The sequence below is a fragment of the Streptomyces sp. AN091965 genome (assembly GCF_022698285.1).
Classification (GTDB): Bacteria; Actinomycetota; Actinomycetes; order Streptomycetales; family Streptomycetaceae; genus Streptomyces.
Map to the genome: position 1 here is coordinate 664,971 of NZ_JALDMY010000001.1, position 24,215 is coordinate 689,185.

At 72.1% G+C, this 24,215-nt stretch carries 22 protein-coding genes and 2 pseudogenes; 11 read left to right on the forward strand and 13 right to left on the reverse strand.

What is annotated here, in order from left to right; translation table 11 throughout:
- Nucleotides 1–3: 3 nt before the first annotated feature.
- The 8 genes from MQV74_RS02490 to MQV74_RS02525 form a co-directional block, all read right to left on the reverse strand.
- Entirely contained in the window at nt 4–2,223 is a 2,220-nt protein-coding gene (locus MQV74_RS02490) for an MMPL family transporter (RefSeq protein ID WP_242714338.1), read from the reverse strand.
- A 267-nt stretch (nt 2,224–2,490) separates the two neighbouring features.
- Nucleotides 2,491–3,318 carry a hypothetical protein gene (locus tag MQV74_RS02495; protein WP_242714339.1) on the reverse strand — a complete coding sequence of 276 codons (828 nt, stop codon included), beginning with the start codon at nt 3,316–3,318 and terminating at the stop codon, nt 2,491–2,493.
- An 86-nt stretch (nt 3,319–3,404) separates the two neighbouring features.
- Nucleotides 3,405–3,902 (reverse strand): hypothetical protein, encoded by a 498-nt coding sequence (locus MQV74_RS02500; protein WP_242714340.1) that lies wholly within the window; start codon nt 3,900–3,902, stop codon nt 3,405–3,407.
- 151 nt (nt 3,903–4,053) lie between these two features.
- Nucleotides 4,054–5,295 carry an MFS transporter gene (locus tag MQV74_RS02505; RefSeq protein ID WP_242714341.1) on the reverse strand — a complete coding sequence of 414 codons (1,242 nt, stop codon included), beginning with the start codon at nt 5,293–5,295 and terminating at the stop codon, nt 4,054–4,056.
- Nucleotides 5,296–5,332: 37 nt separating this feature from the next.
- On the reverse strand, nt 5,333–6,646 hold the full coding sequence (locus MQV74_RS02510; protein WP_242714342.1) for a DegT/DnrJ/EryC1/StrS family aminotransferase: 1,314 nt from the start codon (nt 6,644–6,646) through the stop codon (nt 5,333–5,335).
- The gene (locus MQV74_RS02515) at nt 6,640–7,674 is read right to left on the reverse strand and encodes an NAD-dependent epimerase/dehydratase family protein (RefSeq protein ID WP_242714343.1); all 1,035 of its coding nucleotides are present in this window, start codon (nt 7,672–7,674) and stop codon (nt 6,640–6,642) included. Before MQV74_RS02515 ends, MQV74_RS02510 begins: the two co-directional genes overlap by 7 nt.
- 713 nt (nt 7,675–8,387) lie before the next feature.
- A complete protein-coding gene (locus MQV74_RS02520) occupies nt 8,388–8,960 on the reverse strand; it encodes a hypothetical protein (RefSeq protein WP_242714344.1) in 573 nt (190 codons plus the stop codon).
- A 139-nt stretch (nt 8,961–9,099) separates the two neighbouring features.
- Nucleotides 9,100–9,816 (reverse strand): TetR/AcrR family transcriptional regulator, encoded by a 717-nt coding sequence (locus MQV74_RS02525; RefSeq protein WP_242714345.1) that lies wholly within the window; start codon nt 9,814–9,816, stop codon nt 9,100–9,102.
- A 120-nt stretch (nt 9,817–9,936) separates the two neighbouring features.
- Between MQV74_RS02525 and MQV74_RS02530 the strand changes: the two genes are divergently transcribed.
- Entirely contained in the window at nt 9,937–11,130 is a 1,194-nt protein-coding gene (locus MQV74_RS02530; protein WP_242714346.1) for an FAD-dependent monooxygenase, read from the forward strand.
- A gap of 116 nt (nt 11,131–11,246) precedes the next feature.
- Nucleotides 11,247–11,675 carry a signal peptidase I gene (locus MQV74_RS02535; protein ID WP_242714347.1) on the forward strand — a complete coding sequence of 143 codons (429 nt, stop codon included), beginning with the start codon at nt 11,247–11,249 and terminating at the stop codon, nt 11,673–11,675.
- A gap of 40 nt (nt 11,676–11,715) precedes the next feature.
- On the opposite strand, the gene MQV74_RS02540 is transcribed toward MQV74_RS02535, so the two are convergent.
- The 3 genes from MQV74_RS02540 to MQV74_RS02550 all read right to left on the reverse strand — a co-directional run bounded on the left by MQV74_RS02540 (nt 11,716) and on the right by MQV74_RS02550 (nt 14,439).
- Complete coding sequence (locus MQV74_RS02540) at nt 11,716–12,171, reverse strand: GNAT family N-acetyltransferase (RefSeq protein ID WP_242714348.1); 456 nt, start codon at nt 12,169–12,171, stop codon at nt 11,716–11,718.
- 156 nt (nt 12,172–12,327) lie between these two features.
- Entirely contained in the window at nt 12,328–13,098 is a 771-nt protein-coding gene (locus tag MQV74_RS02545) for a serine hydrolase domain-containing protein (protein ID WP_242714349.1), read from the reverse strand.
- 90 nt (nt 13,099–13,188) lie between these two features.
- Nucleotides 13,189–14,439 carry an MFS transporter gene (locus tag MQV74_RS02550; RefSeq protein WP_242714350.1) on the reverse strand — a complete coding sequence of 417 codons (1,251 nt, stop codon included), beginning with the start codon at nt 14,437–14,439 and terminating at the stop codon, nt 13,189–13,191.
- 599 nt (nt 14,440–15,038) lie between these two features.
- On the opposite strand from MQV74_RS02550, the gene MQV74_RS02555 reads away from it, so the two are divergent.
- The 7 genes from MQV74_RS02555 (at nt 15,039) to MQV74_RS02585 (ending at nt 22,861) form a co-directional block, all read left to right on the forward strand.
- Nucleotides 15,039–15,779 (forward strand): TauD/TfdA family dioxygenase, encoded by a 741-nt coding sequence (locus MQV74_RS02555; RefSeq protein WP_242714351.1) that lies wholly within the window; start codon nt 15,039–15,041, stop codon nt 15,777–15,779.
- A 102-nt stretch (nt 15,780–15,881) separates the two neighbouring features.
- Entirely contained in the window at nt 15,882–16,319 is a 438-nt protein-coding gene (panD, locus tag MQV74_RS02560; RefSeq protein WP_242714352.1) for an aspartate 1-decarboxylase, read from the forward strand.
- Entirely contained in the window at nt 16,316–17,719 is a 1,404-nt protein-coding gene (locus MQV74_RS02565; RefSeq protein ID WP_242714353.1) for a DUF6002 family protein, read from the forward strand. The genes panD and MQV74_RS02565 overlap by 4 nt, the downstream gene beginning before the upstream one ends.
- 9 nt (nt 17,720–17,728) lie before the next feature.
- Entirely contained in the window at nt 17,729–18,985 is a 1,257-nt protein-coding gene (locus MQV74_RS02570) for a GNAT family N-acetyltransferase (RefSeq protein WP_242714354.1), read from the forward strand.
- Nucleotides 18,982–20,079 carry a hypothetical protein gene (locus MQV74_RS02575; protein WP_242714355.1) on the forward strand — a complete coding sequence of 366 codons (1,098 nt, stop codon included), beginning with the start codon at nt 18,982–18,984 and terminating at the stop codon, nt 20,077–20,079. Before MQV74_RS02570 ends, MQV74_RS02575 begins: the two co-directional genes overlap by 4 nt.
- A gap of 83 nt (nt 20,080–20,162) precedes the next feature.
- Complete coding sequence (gene asnB, locus MQV74_RS02580) at nt 20,163–21,992, forward strand: asparagine synthase (glutamine-hydrolyzing) (RefSeq protein ID WP_242714356.1); 1,830 nt, start codon at nt 20,163–20,165, stop codon at nt 21,990–21,992.
- Nucleotides 21,993–22,108: 116 nt separating this feature from the next.
- Complete coding sequence (locus MQV74_RS02585) at nt 22,109–22,861, forward strand: ASCH domain-containing protein (RefSeq protein WP_242714357.1); 753 nt, start codon at nt 22,109–22,111, stop codon at nt 22,859–22,861.
- Between the two features lie 44 nt (nt 22,862–22,905).
- On the opposite strand, the pseudogene MQV74_RS41095 reads toward MQV74_RS02585, so the two are convergent.
- Nucleotides 22,906–23,007, reverse strand: a pseudogene (locus MQV74_RS41095) (integrase); the annotation flags it as partial.
- 55 nt (nt 23,008–23,062) lie between these two features.
- Nucleotides 23,063–23,419, reverse strand: a complete 357-nt coding sequence (locus MQV74_RS02595) for a winged helix-turn-helix transcriptional regulator (RefSeq protein ID WP_242714358.1) — start codon at nt 23,417–23,419, stop codon at nt 23,063–23,065.
- A 68-nt stretch (nt 23,420–23,487) separates the two neighbouring features.
- Between MQV74_RS02595 and MQV74_RS02600 the strand changes: the two are divergent.
- A pseudogene (locus MQV74_RS02600) lies at nt 23,488–23,622 on the forward strand (carboxymuconolactone decarboxylase family protein); the annotation flags it as partial.
- A 184-nt stretch (nt 23,623–23,806) separates the two neighbouring features.
- A complete protein-coding gene (locus tag MQV74_RS02605; protein WP_242714360.1) occupies nt 23,807–24,100 on the forward strand; it encodes a DUF1330 domain-containing protein in 294 nt (97 codons plus the stop codon).
- The last annotated feature ends 115 nt before the right edge of the window (nt 24,101–24,215 follow it).

The following is a 24,215-nucleotide window of genomic DNA, read 5'->3' on the forward strand; positions in this document are numbered from 1 at the left end:
GGCTCAGTACCGGTGGCGGCCGACGGGGAGCGGCGACACCGCCGCGTCCGGCCCGGTCGGGGGCGCCGGAACGTGCCTGCTCAGCTTCTCGCCCTCGATGTCCACGTTCGGCAGCACGCGGTTCAGGATACGGGGCAGCCACCAGGCCCGGTGGCCGAGCAGTGCCAGGGCCGCGGGGGCGATGGCCATCCGGACCACGAAGGCGTCGAAGGCGACGGCGGAGGCCAGGCCGACGCCCATCGTCTGGATGGTCGGGCTGCTCATGCCGATGAATCCGGCGAAGACGCTGATCATGATGATGGCCGCCGCGGCCACCACGCGGCCGCTGTGCCGGAAGCCGGTGACGACGGCCTCGCCGGGGGACGCGCCGTGGACGTAGGCCTCCCGCATGCGGGTGAGCAGGAAGACCTCGTAGTCCATGGCGAGGCCGAACACGATGCCGATGATGAGGATCGGCATCAGCGACATGACCGGTCCGGTCTGTTCGATGCCGATCAGGTCCGCGGCCCAGCCCCACTGGAAGACGGCGACGACGACGCCGAAGGCGGCGCCCACCGACAGCAGGAAGCCGAGCGCGGCCTTGACCGGGACAAGCACCGAGCGGAAGACCACCGTCAGCAGGAGCACGGCCAGGCCGATGACCACGGTCAGATACGGGATGAGGGCGTCGGCCATGGCTTCGGAGATGTCGATGTTCAGCGCGGTCCTGCCGGTGACCAGGACGCCCGCGCCGGTGTCGGCCTCGACGTCGGAGACCGCGCCGCGGAGCGCCTGCACCAGGTCCTTGGTCTCGCCGCTGTTGGGCGCGGTCCGCGGGACGGCCGTGAGGACGGCGGTGTCCTTGGCCCGGCTGAGCACCGGATCACCGACCGACGCGACCCCGTCGACGGCTCGTACGGTCTTGACGACCAGGTCCGTGGTGGCACGGGTGTCCGCGGCCTCCGAGGTGTCCACGACCACGGTCAGGGGGCCGTTGAAGCCGGGGCCGAAGCCTTCCGACAGCAGGTCGTAGGCGCGGCGCTGGGTGGTCTCCACCGACTTGGACTCGTCCCCGGGCAGCCCGAGTTCGAGGCTGAGCGTGGGCAGGGCGACGGCGCCGAGACCGAGCACGGAGAGCACCAGGACCGCTACGGGACGGCGCAGTACGAACCGCGCCCAGCGGGTGCCGATCCCCGCGGGCCCGCTGCCCGGCCGGACGCCTTTGCGGACGGTGCGGGACAGCACCCGACGGCCGAAGAACCCGAACAGCGCGGGGACCAGGGTCAGCGCGACCAGGACGGCGAGGGCCACGGCGCCCGCGCCGCCCAGGCCCATCCTGGTGAGTTCGGGGATGCCGACGACCCCCAGGCCGACCAGGGCGATGAAGACGGTCGCCCCGGCGAAGACGACGGCTGATCCGGCCGTGCCCACCGCCCGGCTCGCGGCCTCCTCCGGCTCGCTGCCCCGGGCGCGTTCGTCGCGGTAGCGGGAGGTGATGAAGAGCGCGTAGTCGATGCCGACCGCGAGGCCCAGCATCAGCGCCAGGATGGCGACGGTGGAGGTCAGGCCCAGCGGGACGGCGAGGGCGGAGACCAGGCCGAAGGCGATGGCCACGCCCGTGAAGGCGCTGAGCAGCGACAGGCCGGCGGCGACCAGCGAGCCGAGGGTGAGGACGAGGACCACCGCCGCCACCGCCACGCCGACGATCTCCGTCGTACCGCCCGGCGATTCCTCCGACTCCAGGGCCGAGCCGCCGATCTCCACGGTCAGTCCCGCGTCCCGGGCCTGGCTCGCGGCGCCTTCCAGGGCGCTCTTCGTGGGCCCGGTCAGGTCGGTGGCGTCCGCGGTGTAGGTGATGGTGGAGTAGGCGATGGTGCGGTCCTTGCTGACGGCACCGGTCTTGTAGGGGTCGGTGGCCGACGCCACCTGGTCGCCCCCGTCCAGCAGGCCGAGCGCGTCCGCGACAGCCGCCTTGTTCTCCTTGGCCGTCATCCGCTGCCCGTCCGGGGCCCGGAACACCAGACGGGCCTCGGCCCCCTGGGAGTTGCTCTGTGGGAAGCGCTCGTCGAGCAGGTCGAACGCCTTCTGCGACTCGGTGCCGGGCATGGAGAGGTCCTCGTCCTCCCCCGACGGCGCGACGGCGGCGGCGAGCCCGGCAAGGACCAGGGCGGCCAGCCAGAGCCCGCCCACGAGCCGACGCCGCCGGAAGGCCCACCGTCCGACCCTGTAGAGAAATGTCGCCACCTGTTGATCACTCCAGACACCGCTAGACAAGGGGGAACGCGCGCGATCGGCGCGCTTCCCACACTTGCCTGCGGCGCCCCGTGGGGCATCGTCTCCGGCTGCCGTCTTGCCCTGGTGCAGGCGGATCAGGCGGTCCGGGGGCCTGGTGCGTGTGCACTACGGGGTGGGGGTCGACCTGGAGTTCAGCGGCCGGGCCGCGGTGCGCTCCGGGGCGGCCGCCGACGCCCGTGTGCGGCACTCGGCTGCCGGGCGCTGAGCCGGCTCGGGCTAGGCGGGCAGGGCCGCCAGCGACACCGTGACGACCGCCGGCGCCACTCGCCCCGCCTCCCGCAGAGCCTCGGTGACCATCTCCACCAGCCACACCGCGACGTCAGGCGACCACTCGCGCGTGGCGCAGCCGAAGCGGAGCGCCTCGTGCATCCCGTGGGTGTGCGTCGACCGGTCGAGATCGAGGGCAAGGCCCGGAAGGCCGCCCTCCGCCACCGACGGGGCGATGTCCACCGCCCCCCGGGACTTCTCCCGTACCGCCTCGCGCAGGGCCGCCGTGTCGGGCTCGGCCGCTCCGCCGTCACCGGGGCGGCAGGAGACGGTCACAAGGACCTCGTGCCGTGCGTCCGGATCGGCCAGGTCGAACCACGGTGCGAGCTCGATCTGGTGGAAGGCCGTGTCCCGCTCGGTGGCCTGCAACGGCAGCAGGGCGTGCAGGCCCGTGAACGTCACCGTGCCCACGCGGGCCAGCGTGTCGGCCAGCACCAGCACGATCGGCCGGACGGGAAGCCCCGGGCGCGGCGGGTCGATGTCGACACCTGCCCCCAGCCACGCCAGCTGGCGCACTGCACCGTCCTGCGTCCAGTCACCGCCGACGTCTTCGTGGGCCCACGCGGTGGGCTCGTGCTCGGCCGTGACCTCGCCGTCCTCGTGGAGCAGACTGCTCACGGTCCGCCAGCCGTAGGAACCGGCCCGCTCGACGGCGAGAAAGAGGAGCTCTTCCTCGACGGAGCCCTCGGCGTCGGCGTCCCGTGTGACCACCCGGTCGAACCACGGATGCCGCTGGAGGGTCCCGTGCAGACCGACGACGACGCTGGGGGGAAACACAGGCGGGCACTCCCTCGGGGCGGAACGGCGGAAAGAAGGGCGGACGGTGCCGGAAGGTTATCTTCCGGCACCGTCTCAGCCGTTGCTCACAGGCCGCAGCCGAGCCGCTGCGTCGCGGTGATCTTCTGGTAGCTGTCGTCCGAGTAGCCGATCAGGTCGACGTCGATGACGCTGCGGAAGTCGTACTGGCCCACGTTGTACGTGCACTTGTACGCGGCCGCGGCGCGCTTGCCGCTGCCACCGCCGGAGTAGACGTTCTTCACGTCCGTGGCCAACGTCTTCCACTGGCCACCGCGCTTGACCTGGAGCCACACGGTGACCTTGGCCTTGACGCCCCGCGCCGGGCCGCTCAGGTTCTTCCACCAGCCGTGCGCGTTGATGTGGCCCCGCACCGTGTGCGAGAAGTGGACGTTGTCGCCCAGCGTCTGGAACGCCCCGACGCCGGAACCGGCGCGGGCGGACTGCGCGGAGGCGACGCTGCGGTACTGCGGCGCGTCGGAGCCGGCGGCCTGAGCCGGTACGGCCGCACCGACAGCGAGCAGAGTGGCCAGGGCAGCCGAAGCCGCCCCCGTACGGATACGCACGTGGAGTTCCCCCAAAGAGTCGTTCGGTCGCGGCACGTTCACCGCGACGTTCGTACGCGCCGCAGTCTAAACACCTGGTCCGGGGCCTGTGGACGGCGGTGCCCCGTATCGGAGCCCCGCCCTCCGTGGGGGGGGGAGCCAGTTGGAGTGTTCAGCGGCCCCGCAGCCGCGTGGCGAGGACCGCCATCGTGGCCATGAGGGCCGGGAGGACCAGCATCGCGGTGCGCAGGGTGGTGGATTCGGTGACGGCGCCGATGAGGGGCGGACCGGCCAGGAAGCCGACGTAGCCGACCGCGGAGACGGCGGCGATGGAGGGGCCGGGGCGTTCGGGGTTGAGGTCGGCGGCGTGGCTGAAGACGACGGGGATGACCGCGGCCATGCCCAGGCCGAGGAGGCCGTAGCCGAGGAACCCGGCGAGGACCGTGGGGGAGGCGACCGGGATCAGCGCGCCCACCCCGGCGACCGCCGCGCAGCCCAGCGTGAAGCGGGTCGTACCGACGCGGGAGCGGACGCGGTCGGCGGAGAGCCGTCCGACGACCATCCCGGCCGAGAAGACGGCGAAGCCCGTGCCCGCCAGGCCGGCGGACGCGCCCGTGACCTCGTGCAGATAGACCGCGCCCCAGTCGTTCACGACCCCCTCCCCCATGAGCGCGCAGAACGCGACGAGGCCGGGGATCCACAGGCCGGGGCCCGGCAGCGCCAGGAGCGGCCCCGAGTCCGCCGCCCGCTCGGCGCGCCGGGGCTCGGGCGCGAGGGCGGTCGCCGCCCAGGCCGCCACCGCGCACAGCACCACCGCGGTGACGGCGAAGTGCGGCCCGGTGCCCACCCCCGCCGACGCCACGAGCCCGCCGACGCCCGCCCCCACGATGCCGCCGAGGCTGAACATCGCGTGGAAGCCGCCGAGCACCGGGCGCGCGTACGCCCGCTCGACCAGGACGCCCTGGGTGTTCATCGCCACGTCGACGGCGGTGTTGCCGCACGCGAACAGCGCGAGGACCGCCGTGAGCAGGGCGAGCCCCGGTGCGAAGGCGAGCCCGGTGAGCGCCGCCAGGTAGAGGGCCATGCCGGCGCGGAGCACCGTGCGGCTGCCGTACCGGGCCACCAGGCCGCCCACCAGCGGCAGGCCGACGAAGGCGCCGCCGCTCAGGCCCACCAGCGCCACGGCCAGTTCGCCCGCGGAGAGGTCGAGCCGGTCCTGGACCGCGGGCACCCGGGCGGCCCAGGTCGCGAAGGCGGCGCCCGTGACGAAGAAGACCGCGCTCACGGCCAGGCGCATCGCTCTCAGGCGGGACGGCGGCTGGGAGGGAGGCCCGGTGTGCAGGGGTGTGTCCGGGGTGTTCAGGGGTGGGTGCTCCGCCCTGTCCGGTGGTGCCCCGTCCGGCTTCTTCCCCATCGGTGTACGGGTCCTTTCCTGTGCTGGTCCTGTGCCGCTACGGGACGTCGGCCGCCCGGCGCCGTGCCAGCGCGAGCAGGGCGTCCCGCTCCTCCACCAGGACCTTGTGGAAGACGTCGGCGTACAGCCGCATGGTCCGCGCGTCGTTCGGCGGGCCCAGGGAGCTGAAGCTCTGCCCGAGGACCAGCCTGCGGCGGCAGATCTCCTCGCTCACCGGGTACTCCTGGGGACGGTAGGCGTGCCCGGGGGCGGCGTGGCCGCAGGTCCAGGGGCAGCCCCGGCCGTAGCCGCGCAGGTCCTGGAAGAGGGTCTGCGCCGGGACCGGCTGCGGCTGCCAGCGCATGATGCCGAGGCCCTCGGCGTTCACGGCCTGCGCGAGCGCGTCGCGCAGCGCCTCCACGGGGACGTCGGCCGGGTCGAGGCCGAGCTCCTCCGGCGTCACCAGGAGCGGGTAGAAGAAGTAGACGTGCGTACGGCCCTCCGGGACGATCGGCGGGCGGATGCCCGGCACTCCCGCGAGGGCCGCGGTGAGCGCCGCGCCGTTGGCCTCGCGGGCGCGGGTCATCTCCGGAAGGCGGAGCAGCTGGGAGCGGGCGAAGGCCGCGGCGAGCACGTCGATGCGGTAGTTCCAGCCCATGATGCGGGCGTTGTAGTCCCGCCCCTGGCCCGGGAGTTCCTCGCCGAACATCAGCACCCGCCGGGCGAGCCTGAACTGCTCCTCGTCCCGGGTCGCGAAGAGCCCGCCCTCGCCGAGCGCCGAGAGCGTCTTCGAGCCGTTGAGGCTGGCCCCGCTCATGGTGCCGAGCGCACCCACCCGCCGGCCGCGGTACGTGGCGCCGTGTGCCTGGGCCGCGTCCTCGATGAGGGTCAGGCCGTGGCGGTCGGCGACGGCGGCCAGGGCGTCGTAGTCGGCGGGCAGCCCGTTCAGGTCGACGGCGATGATCGCGCGCGTACGGGGCGTGATCCGCTCCTCGATCCGCGCGGGGTCGAGGGTGAACGTGTCGAGGTCGGTGTCCACGAAGACGGGGATCGCGTTGGCCTGGAGCACGCACGACGCGGAGGCCAGGAAGGTGTCGGCGGGGACGATCACCTCGTCGCCCGGCTCGACGCCCGCGGCGGCGATGGCCATGTGCAGCGCGGCCGTACCGGAGTTGGCGGCCAGGACGTACGGCATGGAGGTGTAGGTCCCCCACGCCTCCTCCAGTTCCCGCACCGCCCGCATCGGCCAGTGCCAGGGCGTGGCGGCGTCCATGGCGTCGAGTACGGCCTTGCGGTCCGCGTCGACGATGTGCGGCCACGGCGCCACCGCGCCCTCGGGCACCAGCCGGGTGCCGCCGTCGAGCGCTAGCATGCCGCGGCCTCCGTGAGGCGCCTGCGTTCCGGCCGGTCCTTGCGGAACACCGCCTTGGCCGTGGGGAGTTCGGGAAACGGCCCGAGTGCGGCGGCCAGCGAGGCCAGGCCCTCCGCCAGGTCGATCGCGGGGCTGAAGCCGAGGGCGGCCAGACGGGAGACGTCGGCGACGAGGGCGAAGCTGTCCTCCAGGCTGCTGTCGTCGGCGTCGAGGAGCGCGGGCCGCCCTGTGGCCTTGCCGACCGCCTCGGCCAGCTCGCGCATCGACACCTCGGTGCCGCTGCCCAGGTTGTAGGTCTCGCCGTCCTGTCCCCGGTCGGCGAGGGTGACGAGGGCCCGGCACAGGTCGTCGACGTGGATGAAGTCCCGCGTCTTGCGGTCGATGTCCCCGACGACGGGGATCGGCTGTTCGTTGAGGTGCCAGCGCAGGAACTGCGACACCTCGCCGCCCGCGCGGGTCGGGTCCTCGCCGGGTCCGTAGATGACGAAGGAGCGGCCGATCACGACGGGCAGTCCGGCGGACTGGTGCAGGCTGCGCAGGGTGAGTTCGCCGGAGAGCTTGGAGGCGCCGTAGGGCAGGAACGGCTGTGTGGGGTGGTCCTCGCCCATCGGCGCGCACTGCGGGGTGCCGTAGACGATCGCGGAGGAGAGGTAGACCAGGCGCCGGACGCCGAGTTCGAGGCAGGCGTTGCCCACGTTGCAGGTGCCCAGGGCGTTGAGGTGGAAGTCGTGGCGGGGCTTCTCCACCGACACGGTGCCGCTGGCGTTGCCCGCGAGGTGGAAGACGGCGTCGGCTCCTTGCAGGGCGAGCAGGGTCTCGCCGTAGTCGCGCAGGTCGGCGCGGGCGTGCCGTACGCCCGGCAACGCGGCGACGTCCTCGGGGAGTTCGGCGTGATCGACGACGGTGACCTTCTTGTCGAGGCGGCTGAGGGCGGTGACCAGGTGACGACCGACGAAACCGGCGCCTCCGGTCACCACTACTTCGTCGTGCCCGCGAAGGCCGCCGAACATGTCTGACGCGTGGATCAAGGTCGCTCCCAGGTGTGTGGGATCCGGAACCGCGCTGGTGTCCCGTGCCGTGGCACGCCGGGGCGCGGCACGCGGGAGCCGGTGGCGACCGGCGGGCCGGTCCAGGCCCGACGCAGCACGTCGGGCGGCACGCGGCCGGTCGGGACGGATCAGTGCGGATCGTACGGATCGAGTGGATCAGTGCGGATCATGCGGATCGGTGGCCATCGGTGCGCATCGGCATGAGGCGTGTGGATCGCCATGCGGTGCGGACGATGTACGTCGGGCTGCGGAGCCACGCGGATACCCCCGCCTGACTCCAGTGGAACACGTGGCCTCGCCACCAGAACAAGGCCGCTGGAGAAGATGGCCGATGTGGCCGCCCCGCCCCGACGGACTCCGCCGCACGATGCGGAGGATGGCCGAAGACACACCCCCGGAGGAAGCGACTGCCCCGCTCACGCCTACCGGAGCCGCTGGGGCGGTGGCGGCCGGAGCGTCCCGGATGGCTGAATCGTCACGCGATCCGCGGCGGGGCCACCGGGTCCTCGCCAGGGCTGCGGGAGCCTCAACCGCGGGACGCGGTCTGCTGTGCGCCGCCCGTCGGCCCCCTCGGCCACCACGCCGTCTCGGTACCGGACGCTTCCCGGGGCGGGGACCGGAACCCATCGACGCGGCACCTTGGCTCCAGCACGCCTGAGCTCAAGCACTCCCGTGCTCAAGCACCCTTGCGCTCAAGCCCCCTTGGTGAAGATGCGCCCCGTGTCATCCGTCCAGGCCTGGAGCCGCAGCGTCTGGTCGTGGGCAGCGGCACCGCTGATCCCGACCGCCATGCCCGCCGCGCCGACCGCGCCACCGGCGGCGGTCGCGGCGGTGCCTCCGGTGAAGACGGCAATCCCCGCCATGATCATGGGGATGCCGACGATGGCACCGATGATCGTGACCGTCAGTACCAGGCCGAAGAAGATCATGCCGATGCCGGTCAGCACGCCCAGGACACCGGCCCCGCCCACCGCGGCGCCGGCGGCGACACCCGTCGCGCCCACGCCCACGGCGGTCGCGCCGTCCGCGTGCTGAACCTGGGCGAGGAGCACGGCCCCGGGCATGCGGTGGACCTGCGTCCAGCCCCGTGCCGCCATGGAGCCGATGAACCGCTCCAGCTCCGCTTCCCGCTGCTCGGCGGCTATCGGCTTGCCGTAGCCCGGGAACGCCACCCGGGAGGGCCCCTCCGCGCCCCACTGGGGCGCCTTCCAGAGCGCGGTGCTCTCCGCTTCGGGCAACCGGGGTCTCCGCGTGCGGTCGTTCATGGCTCAGCTCTCCGCCCGGACCACCTTTCCGCTTCCATTACACACCCGATCGCCGCAGCTCACACGGCGGCAGAGGCCTGGAGAGCACGGGCTCGGCCTCCATCCCCGGCGACTCAGCAGGGCTGGGGCCGAGCCTCGGTCACCGCGCGCGCTCGTCGATGAGTACCGCCAAGCCGTCCAGGATCCGCCGCAGGCCGAACTCCCAGGCCTGGTCCTGCCCGCCGGTCCCGGCGGCTGAGGCGAGGGCCGCGGTGAGCGCGGGGAATCGCTCGCCGTGCTCCCGCATCACATCGCCGAGGAGGGGGCCCAGTTGGGCTTCGGGGTTGCCTTCGGGGCCTGCCGCGCGGGCCTGTTGGGTGATGCCGCGTACGTGACCGACCAGCAGGACGGCCGCGTCCATCCGCTCGGCGCCGCTCAACCCCGTGCCGTCCAGAGCTGACACGGCACGCTCCAGCCACGACAGCTCGCCAGGCCCCATGATCCGCGGCCCGAGGGTGGCGTCCAGCGCCCAGGGGTGCCCGCGAAAGACCGTGAGGAGCTGGCGGGCCCACTCCTCCAGCCGCTCGCGCCAGCCACCGGGCCGCGCCTCGTCCGCCGGGTAGGGGCCGATCGCGGCGTCGACCATCAGGGCGACCAGCTCGGCCTTGCCCGGTACGTACCGGTACAGCGCCATCTTGGTCACGCCCAGCTTCGCGGCGATGCGCTGCATGGAGACCTCGGCCAGGCCCTCCGAATCGGCGATCTCGATCCCGGCCCGTGCGATGCGGTCCAGGTCGAGCGTCGGCCTTGGCCCGCGCGCGGGCTTGGGGTGCGGCCCCCACAGCAGCCGCACCACCTCGGTGTGTCCCTCACCCATGCCTGCCACCTCCCGCCTTGCCGCGCTCTGCCCCGCCTCGCCTTGCGCAATCAACTGTATCCAGAGTACACAGTAGGCCTCAGTATCCGACGGACACAGTTTTTCGAGCGGAGGGAACCCATGCCCCAAAAGGTCCTCATCTCCGGCGCGAGCATCGCCGGCCCCGCCCTGGCCTACTGGCTGGGACGCCACGGCTTCCGGCCCACCGTCGTCGAGGTGGCCCCGGCCCTGCGCCAGGGCGGCCAGGCCGTCGACTTCCGCGGCGACGCGCACCTGACCGTGCTTGAACGCATGGGCCTGCTGCCCGCACTGCGCCGCGTCCGGACCGGCGGCAGCCCGATGCGCTTCGTCGACGAGCGCGGCCGTACGCTCCTTGACCTTCCCGCCGAGTTCGCCGGTGGCGAGATAGAGGTGCTGCGCGGAGACCTGGCCCGCGTGCTCCACGACCACAGCGCCCCCCACGCCGAGTACGTCTTCGGCGACTCGATCGCCGCCCTCACCGAGACCTCCTCCGGCGTGCGGGCTGACTTCCACAGCGGCATCTCGCGCGACTTCGACCTGGTCATCGGCGCGGACGGACTGCACTCCGCCGTCCGTCGCCTGGCCTTCGGGCCCGAGGAGGACCACGTCAGCCATCTCGGGTACTACGCGGCCACCTGGCAGCTGCCCAACACCCTGGGCCTGGGCAGGGGTTCCGTCGGGTACAACGTGCCGGGGCGGCTCGCCTCGGCCGGCGCCGACCATCGGGACCCTTCCCGGGCAGGGGCGTTCTTCGTCTTCGCCGCGCCGGAGCTGTCGTACGACCGCCGCGACACCGCGCAGCAGAAGCGCCTCATCCACGACGCGTTCTCCGGCCTCGGCTGGGAGGTGCCCCGCCTGCTCGCCTCCCTGGACCGAGCCCCCGACCTGTACTTCGACTCAATCAGCCGGGCGGACGTGAGCACCTGGTCCAAGGGGCGCGTGTGTCTCGTCGGCGACGCCGCCTGCGGGGCCACCATCGGCGGCATGGGCACGGGTACCGCGGTGGTCGCGGCGTACGTCCTGGCCGGTGAACTGGCGCGGGCCCGAGGCGATCACCGGGCGGCCTTCGCCCGCTACGAGAGCAGGCTCCGCAGGTACGCCGAGGGCTGCCAGACCGGCGGCGACCGCACCGGAAGGTTCCTCGCCCCCGCCACCCGCACCGGCCTACGCCTCCGCAACGCCCTGCTGTCCCGACGCCTCCTCCTCAACGGCATGCTCAAGCTGGGCGAAAGGGTCAGCAGCACAGTGGCTCTGCCTGACTATCAGGTCGACGACAGCCACGTCGGCCGGTGAGTGAGGCCGTGCATCGCGGAGTACGGTCCGGGAACCGAACGGTTCGCCCCAGAGCAGCAGTGGGATCGACGACCGCCCCGCGAGTGCAGATGTGGTCGCTGCTACCGTCCGCAGCCATGAGCGACAACGTGTACGTGGGCAACGCGGGCAAGGACGCGGCGCTGGACCGGGGGTGGCTGCTGGGGCACTTCAGGGACGCCTCAGATCCTCGGCACAGCGAGGACGTGGAGATCAAATGGGGCGTCCATCCGCAGGGCGACGAGCGGGCTCAGTGGGTGACCGGCGAAGAGCGCACCGCCCTGCTGGTCCTCATCAGCGGGCGCTTCCGGGTGGAACTTCCCGGTCGCAGCGTGCTCCTGGCCCGGCAGGGGGACTACGTCGTGTGGGGCCGGGGCGTCGACCACTCCTGGTTCGCGGAGGAAGAGTCCGTGGTGCTGACGGTCCGCTGGCCCTCAGTCCCCGGCTACAAGGTGGTCGAGGAGGACGAGGCTGCCGCTGATCACAGCCAGCCGTTCAGTGCCGCGACCAGCACGGCGGCCTCGTAGCGGACGGCCGACGTGGCCCGGCGGGCCAGGAACACCACCGTTAGGTGGCCGCCGCGTAACACCGCACGGCCACCCTCTGCTCCGGGCTCCACTCCTGTTCGACCGTGGCCAGCAGCTGCCAGCCCAGCCGCTCGTACAGGACGGTCGCCGCCGTGTCCGAAGCAACCACGTCGAGCACGGGGTGCAGGCCACGGTCCTGAGCTTCCGTGACGGCCTGCGCCAAGAGCAGTGCGCCGATCCCGTGACCGCGGGCCCACGGGGCGACGAACAAGCGGCTGACCACGGCGGTCGCGTCGACGCTCACTCCGGCGCGAGCGCTCCACAGCCCGGGAGCCGCGTCTCCCGCTCCGCTGCGGGACAGGCCGATGTGGCCTGCCACGCGGCCCTCCAGTTCCGCCACCCATGAGGTGATGAGGGATGCCGGTGTGAGCCATGCGCCCGGCGAGTCGGGCCGGTTGAGCGGATATCCGTCGCGCGCATGGACCTCTGCGAGCACCCGCGCGCAGTCATCGAGGTCACGATCAGCCCGCTGTCGGACACTCGGTGATACGCCCGCGCCGGGCGCGCTCTCGCTCTTCACTGCGGCATGGAAACACAGTCCGAGGCCCAGTGACCAGCACCTTTCGCAGCAGGCTCGGCCACCGCACGCCGGTCACGAGGGCGGGCAGAACGCCGCCTCCAAGGCCTTGCTCACATCAAGCTCCACGGCGCCGGGTTCGGCGCTCAGGGTGAAGGCCCGGTTGAAGGCGCTCACGTCGCGCAGCCTGCCGTCGGCGTCGGGGTAGTAGCCGTGGCCGTGCGGCCCCTTGATGCCCTCCGGCGGCTTGGCCCTGAGGTAGGTCTTGGTCATCCCGAGCGGGCCGAACAGCCGCGAGTGCAGCTCGGTGGCCAGGTCGTGGCCGGTCAGCCTCTCGACGATCAGGCCGAGGACGGTGTAGTTGGTGTGGGAGCAGGACCACTTCCCGCCCGGCTCCCCGGTCCGGGGCCGATCACGGCTCCGCTTCACCAGATCCAGCGGCCGGTAGTGGGTCGTGAAGTCGAACACGTCGAACGCGGGGGCACTCTCGCTCCCGTCCGGGTTCGGCTTGCCCGCGTACCAGTCGGGGATCCCGGAGGTGTGCCGGAGCATCTGCCGTACGGTGATCTCCTCGCCCCGCGTCACCAGGTCCTTCTCCACCACCTCCGACAGCAGGTCGCCGAGCTTGTCGTCCACGCCCAACTCGCCCTCCGCGACCAATTGCAGCACCACGGTGGCCACCATCTGCTCGGTCTGTGACCGGATCGGGAAGCGGGCGTTCGCGGGGATCCTCCCGCCCTCGCCGTTCAGCAGCCGGGAGCCCGCGCTGCCCGCCCCGACGGACCTCCCGTCGACGTAGGCCCCGCCCACGACCCCCACGGCCAGCTCCTCCACCGTTTTCTGCACGTTCCCGTCCGGCGCCGACGACCGCTGCGTCCACGCCCTCGCGTGCGCGGCGGCACCCGCGGGCAGCGACCGGACGGCCTTCCGCAGGCATCACGCCCCCGTCCGCTCCCGCACACCCCCCGCCTCCTCCGCCGCCCTCCGCAACGCGGGCCGGCACAGCCGGGCCACCGGAAGGGAACAGAGCAGGAAGACCAGCGCGAGCGCGCCCCAGCCCGCGCCGCTCGCCCCGGTGACCAGTGTGGTGACGAGCGCCGGGCCGACCGCGACGACGGCTCCTTCCGTGGTGGCGGCGACCGCCTGGTACTGGCCCTGGGCCCCGGGGGCCATGAGGGCGAGCGAGAGGCCCCAGCGGGCGGCGACGTAGTACAACTCGCCGACGACGTGCAGGCACAGGCCGCCCAGGACGAGCAGACAGGCCACCAGGGGGCTCGTGGGCCAGGCGGCCGCGCCGAAGACGAGACAGCAGCCTGCGAGCGCGAGACCGGCGCGCCGGGAGGAGCGGACCGCGCCCACGAGCCGCTCCCCGCTGCGGGTCACGCGGATCTGGAACAGGGCGATCAGGAGCGAGCTGACGAGCACGGCCAGCGGCGCGATCCACACCGGGGCCGCGGTGTCGTCCTTGAGCCACAGCGGCAGTCCGCTGGAGAGCAGCGCCCAGCACAGGGCCAGCAGGGCGGTGCTGCTCATGACGGCGACGAACGGCAGGTTGCGCAGCGCCGCCGTCCCGGCGGGGCGGCGCGCGGCGGGCGCGGGCGGGACGTGCGGAAGGCGGGCGAGGACGGCCGCCGAGGCGACGAAGGTCAAGCTGTTGACGACGACGGCGGCGTGGTACGGGCCCGCGGCCGAGCGCGACAGCACCCACGCGGCGGCGCCCGCCCCGGCCGCGTACAGCAGGTGCTGCACCACGCGCGCGCGGGCGAGGACCGGCATGCACGCGCCCTCCGGCATCAGCAGGTACACGAAGGCGACCTTGGTGCCCTTGGCGGCCGTTTCCATGGAGGTGAACAGGGCGGCGGCCACGAGCAACGGCCAGAAGCTGTGCAGGGCCAGGAAGGCCAGGGAGAAGAGCGCGCGCAGGACGGTGACGGTCAGCAGCACCTCGCGGGCACCGAGGCGGTCGGTGAGCGTGCCGATCGGCAGCGCGACGAGCAGGCCGATGCCGCCGCCGATGCCCATGGCCACTCCCATGGAGGCGGCCGGCACGCCCTGAATCACCGTCAGGTAGACGGCCCACATGCTGAACCACAGGCCGTCCCCGAACGCGGTCACCCCCTCGCTCAGCAGGATGCGGCGGACGGTCACGCGGTCGCCGCCGGTCTCCCGTGCGGGCTTTCGGATCAATTGCAGCGCCCTTTCCTCACCCTGTGCGCGGGGCTCCGCGCCCTGCACGTATGACTGCTTGCGATACGGCGTGCGACTTCTCGCGATGCGCGTACGATTCTGCCTCGCGCGCGCAGGGAGAGAGGAAACGCCCTCCACGCCCACATAGCGACGGACGCCATATCCCCTGGAAGGAGCCGCGTTTCCGCGTCTTGCCGACCTCCTTTTCCGTGGTGACTGAAGCAGTCACAGGCAGGCGTTGCCGTGGCGATGGCGTTGTGGCGATGGCCACAAATACCGGAGCGCGAGTACCCCACGCTCCACGAGGCAAACAGCGCTACTTTGTGTTTGTGTTCCGACGTACAGGTGCGTGCTAAAGAAGTGCTCTGACCTGGGGAGTTGATGGAACTTCAGATTCCGAAATCACTGCTTGCGCATCTTCGCCGAGAATGTCGATTCACCTTGACAGGTGCTCAGCAAAGGCCGCTATCGTGGCGACGCAGCACAGAATTGACAGGAGACGGTCGGGCTCTCCCCCGCCTGTCCTGATGCCTGGCAATCCCCCCACTCGTGGCTGCGTGCCCCGCGGTGCGCGGCCCCGCATTTTCACCGGAGCAGAAATGGCACACTCTCCGATCAGCATTCTCTCGCAGGTCGATTTCAATGGTGAGCCGCTCACCGAAGAGCTGCTCATGAAGACGTTCCACCAGCTGATGGACGAGCACGGCTACGTCCTGATGTGCAACGTCCGCGAGGAGTTCGACCCGGTGCGGTTCTGTCGTCGGCTCGGTCGCTTCGTGCCCAACTACACCGGCGCCGTCGTCGGTGACGTACGCCCCGAACCCGGGATGGACGACGTCTACCACGCGGGCAACACCCGGCCGCTGACACCGCATTCGGAAGGGTACGACTTCGCCGTCGTCCCGCCGCGCTACATCGCGCTGTGGTGTGTCACCCCGGCCGAGGGCCCGGGCGGCGAGACGACGCTCGCCGACACCAGGCCCTGGGTCGAGGGCCTCACCCCCGCGGAGCGCGAGCGTCTGCGGGCGGACGCCTACGACTGGAAGACCACCGAAGGCGTCCAGCGCCTCGGGCTCGACCTCAAGACCCGCCACCCCCTCCTGGAAGAGACCGACGGCGGACTCATCGTGCGCTTCAGCTGCAACAACCTGATCCGGGACGACGACGATCCCGCGGTCGAGCTGCAGCAGCGATGGCACGCCGCCTTCGACCGCGAGCACGTGGCCGTCGACTACACGGAGCGCGACATGCTCGTGTGGGACAACTGGCGCCTGCTGCACGCGCGCAACGCCTTCACCGACCGCGGCCGTCATCTGCGGCGCATCCAGATCGCCGCCTGACCCCGGCCGTCACCGCCCGGCCCCCCGCGTCACCCCTTCACTGCCCCTCGGCTCACCCGCTCCGCTCTTCGAGCCACCGCTCCCCCTTCCAAGGAGACCCCCGTGTACCGCACCATGCTGCACAGCAAGATCCATCGAGCCACCGTGACCCAGGCCGATCTCCACTACGTCGGCTCCCTGACGCTGGACCGCGACCTCATCGACGCGGCCGACCTGCTGCCGGGCGAACAACTGGACGTCGTCGACATCAACAACGGCAACCGGCTCAGCACGTACGTCATCGAAGGCGAGCGCGGCAGCGGTGTCGTCGGCGTCAACGGCGCGGCCGCACGGCTGATATCGCCCGGCGACCTGGTCATCCTCATCGCCTACAAGACCGTGCCGGAGGACGAGGCACGGCGGTTACGGCCGCACATCGTGTTCGTCGACGAGGACAACCGGCCGCTGGACATCGGCGCCGACCCCGCCCACGTGCCCGCCGCCCCGGCCGCCGCCCCGCTGCTGCGCGGCGACACGCTCGCGCAGGGAGCCGTCCGATGACGACCACCTGCTCCGGGACGACCGCCGGCGCGACCACGCCCGACACTGACACGCCCCGCGCGACCGTGCCCTGCGCGGACACCGACCTCTGCCGCGTCCTCGTCCGGTACTACGACGAACTCGCCGCCACCCTCGACCACACCGGGCGGTCCAGCCGCGCCAACGCCTTCAGTCCCGGCTGGGAGCTGCCGCCCCTGACCCCCGCCCTGGAGGCCTTCCTCGCCCCGGCCGCGATCAGCGCCCCGGAGCTCGGGACCTACGGCGACACCCGCCTGACCCTGTTGAACCTGATGCACAACCCGGAGACCCTGACCACCAAGACCCTCGCCTCCCTCATGATCGTGGCCCGTGCGGTCGCCCACATCCAGCGCACCGGCGAAGCCGTCCTGATCATCACGCCGTCGAGCGCGAACAAGGCCACCGCACTGCGCGACGCGGTACGAAGGGCCCACGCAGCCGCCCTGGTCGGCCCGGAACAGCTGCGCATCGTGTGCGTGCTCCCCGCCGACTCCTGCCACAAGGTGTGGCGTTCGCCCCTCACCGACGACGAGGTGCTGCGCGCGCGGAACCCGCTCGCCGTGCGCGACACCGCGGGCGCCGACGAGGTCAAGAAACTGGCGCGCGCCGTCGCCGACCAGGAGGCCGACGCGGTGTTCGCACGGCACGGCGTACGGCTGTGGCACACCCTCGACCTCGACAACTACATCGTGGCCGACACCGCGAGGGCCTTGTTCGAACGCGACCGGCTGCCGTCGGTCCCGCGCGTCCACGCCCACGCCGTCTCCAGCGCCTTCGGGCTGCTCGGCCACTTCTACGGACAGCAGCGGCACACCGGCCGCGCGTGGCCCGACACCGGAGCCCAGTACTTCCTGGTCCAGCACCTGGACACGGCCGACATGGTGGCCAGTTACCACCACGGGGCCTTCACCTACCGGCCCGCGTGGCAGTACGAGAACGGCGTCTACACCCAGGACACGGACCCGCGCTTCCCGCAGCGGGCCTTCGCCCCCGACGAGCGGCTCGACCCCACCTTCTACACCCGCACCCCCGCCACCTCGACCCGTATGAACGAGATCATCCGGCACCAGGGCGGCGGCGGGATCGTCGTCTCCCTCGCGGAGTGCCTGGACCGCTACCCGTACATCCGACGCCTGCTCGCCGCCGTGGACGTCGAACTGCCCGCCGATCCACGGCAGTTGAGGGAGTGGTCCCTGGTGATGGCGGTGACGGGCGTCCTCAACGCACTCGACCGCGGCCTGCTCGACGGACCCGAGGTCCTCGTCCACGGCTCCGGCTCGTACCACGCGGGCCACTACCGGCCGCCCGAGAGCCACCATGTGTCTCCGGTCACCGGTTACGCGGGCCTGCGCGACCTCGTCCACTCCGCGGCGAGCGGCTGAGGCCCCGCCATGACCACGCAGCAGGACGCCGCTCGCACCGCGGCCGCGGCCCCGCGGCCCGGTGCCGCCCGGCCCGGCGGCGGGGCCGCCCCGGCACCCCCGCATCCGCTCGGCCCCACCCGGGCCAGGCTCGCCTACTGGTGGAACAACACCCCCTCCCCGGCCGGGCGCGCCGCCCGCCGCGCCGCCGACGGTCTGCACGGCGGCGCACCGGCACTCGTCTCCCACACCTCGGCCGACGGCGTGACCATCGCCTACGCCGGCCTCCCCGTCGGCCGCACCAACATCCTGCAACTCCTGGAACAGCAGCGGGCGCGGCTCGGATCGCCGACGACACACCGCACTGCGGCCGCCGTCACCCGGCGCGACCTCGCCCGGGGCGTCCGCGGGGACGCCGACCTCCTCGTCCTCGGGGCCGAGGAGCACCGGCTGCGCCGACTGCCCGACCTCGGGACCGTCACCGCTCCGTTCCGTCTGCATCTCGTCGTGGACGTCCCGGACACCCACGAACAGCTCCAGCAGCTGGTCTCCAAGCGGGAACGGTGGCAGTTCCGGCGCGACCAGCGGCAGCACGGCTGGGCCCTCGAAGAGGACCCGTCCCCGCGGGCCCTCGCGTTCTTCTACGAGCGTCTGCACACGCCGACCATGCGGCACCGGCACGGCGAACGCAGCCGCACCGAACGGTTCGAGGTGGCCCGGTACGCCGTGCTCCCCCGCGGCACGCTGTTCTTCCTCACGGAGGCGGGGACGCGGGTGGCCGGAGTGCTGTGCCACTGGTCGAAGGACCGCCGCACGCTCACCACCCGGCTCCTCGGCGTCCTCGACGGGCACGAGGAGCACTACCGCAGCGGCGCGTTCAAGGCGCTGTACCACCATCTGCTGCGGTGGGCCTGTGAGCACGGCGTGCCGCGCGTGGACCTCTTCGGCACCGAGGCGTTCGTCAGCAAGGGGATCTTCCAGTGGAAACGCAGGCTGGGCGCCCGGCCCGAGCTGCCTGCGAACCACTTCGCCACCAAGCGCGTCCGGCTCTACCCCCGGCGTGACACACCCGCCGTCCGCGACTTCCTCGTGGCCAACCCCCTGCTGCGGATCGGCCCGCGCGGTGGGCCTCTCACGCCGCTGTACTTCACCGACGACGACCGCCCGCCCCGCCTCGACCTCAGCGCGCGCTGTCCCGGCCTCGCGGCCCCGGAGACCGTCCACCTGGACACCTTCCTGCCGGCGGCGGACCCGCGGCGATCCGGGCCGTCGGGAGGCTCCGCGTGAACCGTCCGCACGACGTCGTCGTCCTCGGCACCGGTGCCTTCGCGGGCGCCCTGGTGCGGGCCCTCGCGCAGCGGGCGAGCGGGCCGACCCGGGTGCACCTCGTGAGCCGGGACCGCGACCGGGCCCGGAACCTCGCCGGGCTCGCACAGGCGCACGCCGTCCTCGCCGACCGGCCCGCCCGGTTCTGCTGCCACCGCCTCGACGTCGGCGGCGGCGCCGATCTGCGGCCCCTCCTGGCCCGGCACCGGCCGCACGTCCTGGTGGTCTGCACCTCCGACGTCCCGCCCGCCGAGACGCGGGGGCCCGCCTCCGCCTGGACCGGGCTCGTCCGGGCTGCCGGGTTCGGGGTGACGCTGCCGCTCCAGGCGGCGACGGCGCTGCGGGCCGCGTCCGCGAGCGCCGAGGCGAGCCCCCGTACCGCGGTGGTCAACGCCTGCTTCCCCGACGCCGTCAATCCGCTTCTGTACGCGGCGGGGCTGCCGGTGCGGTGCGGTCTCGGCAACGTCGCCACGCTCGCCGGGCTGATCCGGCGCGACCTGCTCCTCGGTGACGAGTCGCGGCTGAAGGTGCTCGCCCACCACGCCCAGCTGCACAGCCCGCCGACCCCCGCCGACGAGGTCCGGGCCTGGCTCGACGACGAGCCCCTGACCACGTACGAACTCCTGGAGCGCGGCCGTCGGCACCCGCGCGCGGACCTCAACGAGATCGGCGCGGTCGCGGGTGCCGCCGTCGTCGACGCGCTCGCACATCCACGCGCGCCCCACGCGGCACACGTCCCGTCGCCGGGCGGCCTCCCCGGGGGCTACCCGGTCCTCCTCACCGGGCACAGCATCGCCCTGCGACTGCCGCCGGGGCTCTCCGAACGCCAGGCGGTCGCCCGCAACGAACAGTGGTCCGGCCTCGACGGCGTCACCGTGGACCGGCGCGGCGAGGCCCGTTTCACCCCCATGGCCCTGCGGGCGCTGCGCGAGCACTGGCCCGACGCGCCCGCGGCCTTCGCCGCGCGGGACGTCGAGGAGCTGCGCACGCGCCAGCTCGCGCTCCGCGACCGGCTGCGCGGGCTGCCGCCGACGCCCGTGGCGATCCCCCTCTGACACCGGCCGGGGCGCTCCCCCTCCCGGGGACGCCCGCCCGACACCCAGCGTCCGCCGCACCGGCGGGCGCGGAAAGGACGCCCATGTGCGGCATCGTCGGCTGGACCGACTTCACCCGCGACCTCGGCCGGGAGCAGGCCACCCTCCAGCGCATGACGGACACCATGGCCCTGCGGGGCCCGGACGACAGCGGCACCTGGCTCGGCCCGCACACGGCCCTCGGCCACCGGCGCCTGTCCATCATCGACCTGGAGGGCGGCACCCAGCCGGCCGTCGCCGCGGCGGGCGCGCACCGGGAGCCCGTCGTCCTCGTCTACAGCGGCGAGGTCTACAACTTCCGCGAGCTGCGCACCGACCTCATGCAGCGCGGTCACCTCTTCACCACCCGCTCGGACACCGAGGTCGTGCTGCACGCGTACCTCGAATGGGGCGCGGCCTGCGTGGACCGGTTCAACGGCATGTTCGCGTTCGCCGTCTGGGACGCCGCGCGCGAGGAGCTCGTCCTCGCCCGCGACCGCGTGGGCATCAAGCCCCTGTACTACTTCGCCTATCCGGGCGGCATCCTCTTCGCCTCCGAGCCCAAGGGCATCTTCACCCACCCCCTCTTCCGGCCCGTCGTCGACGAGGAGAGCCTGCCCGTCCTCTTCAACGCCCGCCTCGCCCTGCCGGGCGAGACGCCGCTGCGCGGGCTGCGCGAGCTGCGGCCCGGACACGTGCTGCGCTTCTCCCGGAGCGGCGGACACGAGTATCCGTACTGGCGTCTGGTCAGCCGCGAGCACCGCGACGACCTGACCACGACCGTCGCCACCGTACGGGAGCTGATGGAGGACATCGTCGAGCGGCAGCTCGTCGCCGACGTGCCGCGCTCGGCGATGCTGTCGGGCGGCCTGGACTCCACCATCATGTCCGCCCTGGCCCACCGGCGACTGAGCGACGCGGGCGAGGGGCCGCTGCACACCTTCGCCGTGGAATTCGCCGGGGACGACACGGACTTCAGGCCGACGGAGCTGCGGCCCGAGCGCGACGCCCCGTACGCCCGGCTCGCCTCCCGGTACCTCGGCACCCGGCACCACGACGTCGTCCTGCACACCGACGACGTGCTCGCGGCCCTGCCGACCGCCCGGCGCGCCCGCGACCTGCCCTCCCTCGGCCAGTTCGACACGTCGATGCACCTGCTGTTCAAGGCCATCCGCGGCGAGTCGACCGTGGCGCTGTCCGGCGAGGCCGCCGACGAGGTCTTCGGCGGCTACCCCTGGTACCACGACGAACGCCTCGTCCGGCGCGACCGCTTCCCCTGGCTCGGGGACGCGCCGCGCCTGGCCGACGCCTTCGCCCCCGACCTGCACCGCCGCGTCCGCCCCGCCGACGCCGAGCACGACCGCTACCTCACCCTCAAGGCGGAGGTGCCCCGGCTGCCCGGCGAGGAAGGGCTCAACGCGCGCATGCGCGAGGTCATGTACTACAGCCTCAAGGGTCCGCTCGCCTACCTCCTGGACCGCAAGGACCGCATGAGCATGGCGGTCGGCCTGGAGGTGCGGGTGCCCTACTGCGACCACCGACTGATCGAGTACGTGTGGAACGTCCCCTGGGACATGAAGAACGCCGACGGCCGGTGGAAGAGCCTGCTGCGCCTGGCCTTCGCCGACGTGCTGCCGCAGGAGACCCTGGACCGGCCCAAGAGCGGCTACCCCGGGACCCATGACCCCGCCTACAACGCGGACGTCATGCGCTCCATCGACAAGATCCTCAGCGACCCGTCCTCACCCCTGCACGGCGTCTTCGACCCCCAGCGCATCGACGCCCTCACCCGAACCGGCTCGAAGACGATGACCTGGCTCAACTCCAGTCATCTGCTGCTGCCCATTCTGGAGGTGGACGCGTGGATGCGTACGTACGGGGTCACTCTCGCCTGAGCCGGCCAGACGCATCAGCCTCGCCCGGTGAACCGTCCGCCCGTACCACCAGCTGGCGCTACGGGCGGACGGTATCGGGTTGCACAGTTTGGGGGCTCTATGAGTAATGTCTGTCGGTGAACAGAACGATGCATTTGCCGACGGAAGAAGACCTGGAGTTGGTCGACTTCGCCCAGCGCGTTGTTGAGACCAACGGTGACGGCGAGGTGCACACCGTCGGGGCTGCCGTGCGAGACGTACAGGGCCGGGTGTTCGGTGGCATCAACCTCTATCACTTCACGGGCGGACCTTGCGCGGAGTTGGTGGCGCTTGGGCACGCGCGTGCTGCGGGAGCACGTGAGCTGACGGCGATTGTTGCCGTCGGTGACAGGGGGCGCGGTGTGCTCGCGCCGTGTGGCCGGGACCGGCAGGTCCTGCTGGACCACCACCCGGGTATCCGTGTCCTGGTGCCGGTGGCCGACGGCATTCGGAGTGTCGCGATCACCGACCTGCTGCCTCATGCCTATGTCTGGGGGGAGCACTCCGCGGCGTCCGGCCAAGAGCCGGGCCCGGCTGCGACGCAATCCTTGCATTTCCACCGCGACTATCTCGATGCCGTACGCACTGGACGGAAGACGACCACGGTGCGCTTCCGCGACCCGGTGGAGACGGGGCCGGTGAACATGGTGTTCGAGTTGGACGACGAGGTGGTGCTGTCCGGTGTGGTCACTCAGATCACTCCCAGGAGCGTTGCCGAGTTGACCGAGGCGGACGCTGTCGCCGACGGGTTTTGCGATCTCGCCGAGCTGCAGGACAGGCTGCGGTTCCACTACCCCGACATCAAGTCAACCGATGACGCCACCATCGTGCACTTCCGCGTGGTGCCGTGACCGCTTGAGCTCGCCGGGTTCTTCAGGCCGCGATGACGAGAAGGGCGTCCGCCGGGGCGGATGCCCTTCTCGTTGCTCTCGCAGCGGATGCGGGCGCGTTCCTCGCGTTGCGCGGCGAGCACGTCGGGGTGGCGGGGGTTGCTGCTGTGGCAGCTGACGCAGCGTCAAATCGGTTCGCTGTTCAGACCAGCCACGCGGTGATCATTCCACCCCTCCTGCCGTCGCGGGCCCCATTTCCTCGGCCCAACGGCGGCTCCAGGCATTCAGCGGGTTCAGCGCCTCCATGAGATCCTGGCCGAGCCGGGTGAGGCAGTAGCCATCGCCGTCCGGGGCGAGCAGGCGGGCGCCGGTCAGCTCCTCGATCCGGGTGCTGAGCACGCTGGAGGACATGTGCTCGCATCGGCGCTGCAATTCGCGGAAGCCGGCCGGAGCTTGACTCAGTTCCCACAGGATCCGCATCGTCCAACGCCGCCCGAGCAGGTCGAGCGCGGCCATCACCGGACGACCCGATTCGGACCCGCGCACCGGCACACCCGGACGTGGCGCTCTGGCTTCCATACCCACTCCTTGCGCTTCGGTTCTCGAAGCATCATAGTGATTCGAAAATCGAAGCAGGAGGTGCCGAGATGCCACGCGTCGAACCGCTCACCCCGCCCTGGACCGCCGACGTCGACCGGGCGCTCCGCCGATGGATGCCTCCGGGAGCCCCGCACGAGCCCCTCGCGCTGTTCCGCGTACCGCACCGCAACCCGGAGCGGGCCTGATCCTCGCCGCGGACACCTGCCCCGGCCACCTCCTCCCCGACGACAGCGCCCGCACCACCGCGGCGCTGGTCGGCATCAGCGCCTGGCGATCACGACGCCGACAAGCCTCGCTCTCGCCCGCCGACGCTCGTCCAAGACCAACCCGTAAGTCAGATGCACTCGTCCCCGCACTGGAGGTTCCATGCCCAAGGGCTACTGGGTCAGCGTCTACCGCACCATTTCAGACCCTGAGAAGCTGGCTGCTTACAACAAGCTGACCCCTCCGGCCGTCAGGGCCGGGGGCGGTCGGACCCTCGCGGTCGGCGGCCGGGTCGTGGCGCGCGACGCCGGAATCGCCGAGCGCACCGTCCTGGTCGAGTTCGACAGCTTCGAGCAGGCCGTCGCGACGTACGAGAGTGCGGCCTATCAGGAAGCGCTGGCCGCCCTGTCCGACGGCGTCGAGCGCGACTTCCGCATCGTCGAAGGAATCGACTGACCGAGGCCCAAGCGGTCATCAGTGGTGCGGCTGTTGGTGTGGCGGCGAAGAAACGCAGGCAGTGCCGCTTGTGCTTCCCCGAACCGATCAAGGGGAAGCAGGCACTGCGTCACGA

Bases quoted from the DNA above. Each gene is read 5' to 3' on its own strand.
- MQV74_RS02505 (WP_242714341.1), bottom strand. From the start codon at position 5,295: ATGGGGAAGAAGCCGGACGGGGCACCACCGGACAGGGCGGAGCACCCA.
- MQV74_RS02510 (WP_242714342.1), bottom strand. From the start codon at position 6,646: ATGCTAGCGCTCGACGGCGGCACCCGGCTGGTGCCCGAGGGCGCGGTG.
- MQV74_RS02520 (WP_242714344.1), bottom strand. From the start codon at position 8,960: ATGAACGACCGCACGCGGAGACCCCGGTTGCCCGAAGCGGAGAGCACC.
- MQV74_RS02525 (WP_242714345.1), bottom strand. From the start codon at position 9,816: ATGGGTGAGGGACACACCGAGGTGGTGCGGCTGCTGTGGGGGCCGCAC.
- MQV74_RS02530 (WP_242714346.1), top strand. From the start codon at position 9,937: ATGCCCCAAAAGGTCCTCATCTCCGGCGCGAGCATCGCCGGCCCCGCC.
- MQV74_RS02535 (WP_242714347.1), top strand. From the start codon at position 11,247: ATGAGCGACAACGTGTACGTGGGCAACGCGGGCAAGGACGCGGCGCTG.
- MQV74_RS02555 (WP_242714351.1), top strand. From the start codon at position 15,039: ATGGCACACTCTCCGATCAGCATTCTCTCGCAGGTCGATTTCAATGGT.
- MQV74_RS02565 (WP_242714353.1), top strand. From the start codon at position 16,316: ATGACGACCACCTGCTCCGGGACGACCGCCGGCGCGACCACGCCCGAC.
- MQV74_RS02570 (WP_242714354.1), top strand. From the start codon at position 17,729: ATGACCACGCAGCAGGACGCCGCTCGCACCGCGGCCGCGGCCCCGCGG.
- asnB (WP_242714356.1), top strand. From the start codon at position 20,163: ATGTGCGGCATCGTCGGCTGGACCGACTTCACCCGCGACCTCGGCCGG.
- MQV74_RS02595 (WP_242714358.1), bottom strand. From the start codon at position 23,419: ATGGAAGCCAGAGCGCCACGTCCGGGTGTGCCGGTGCGCGGGTCCGAA.
- MQV74_RS02605 (WP_242714360.1), top strand. From the start codon at position 23,807: ATGCCCAAGGGCTACTGGGTCAGCGTCTACCGCACCATTTCAGACCCT.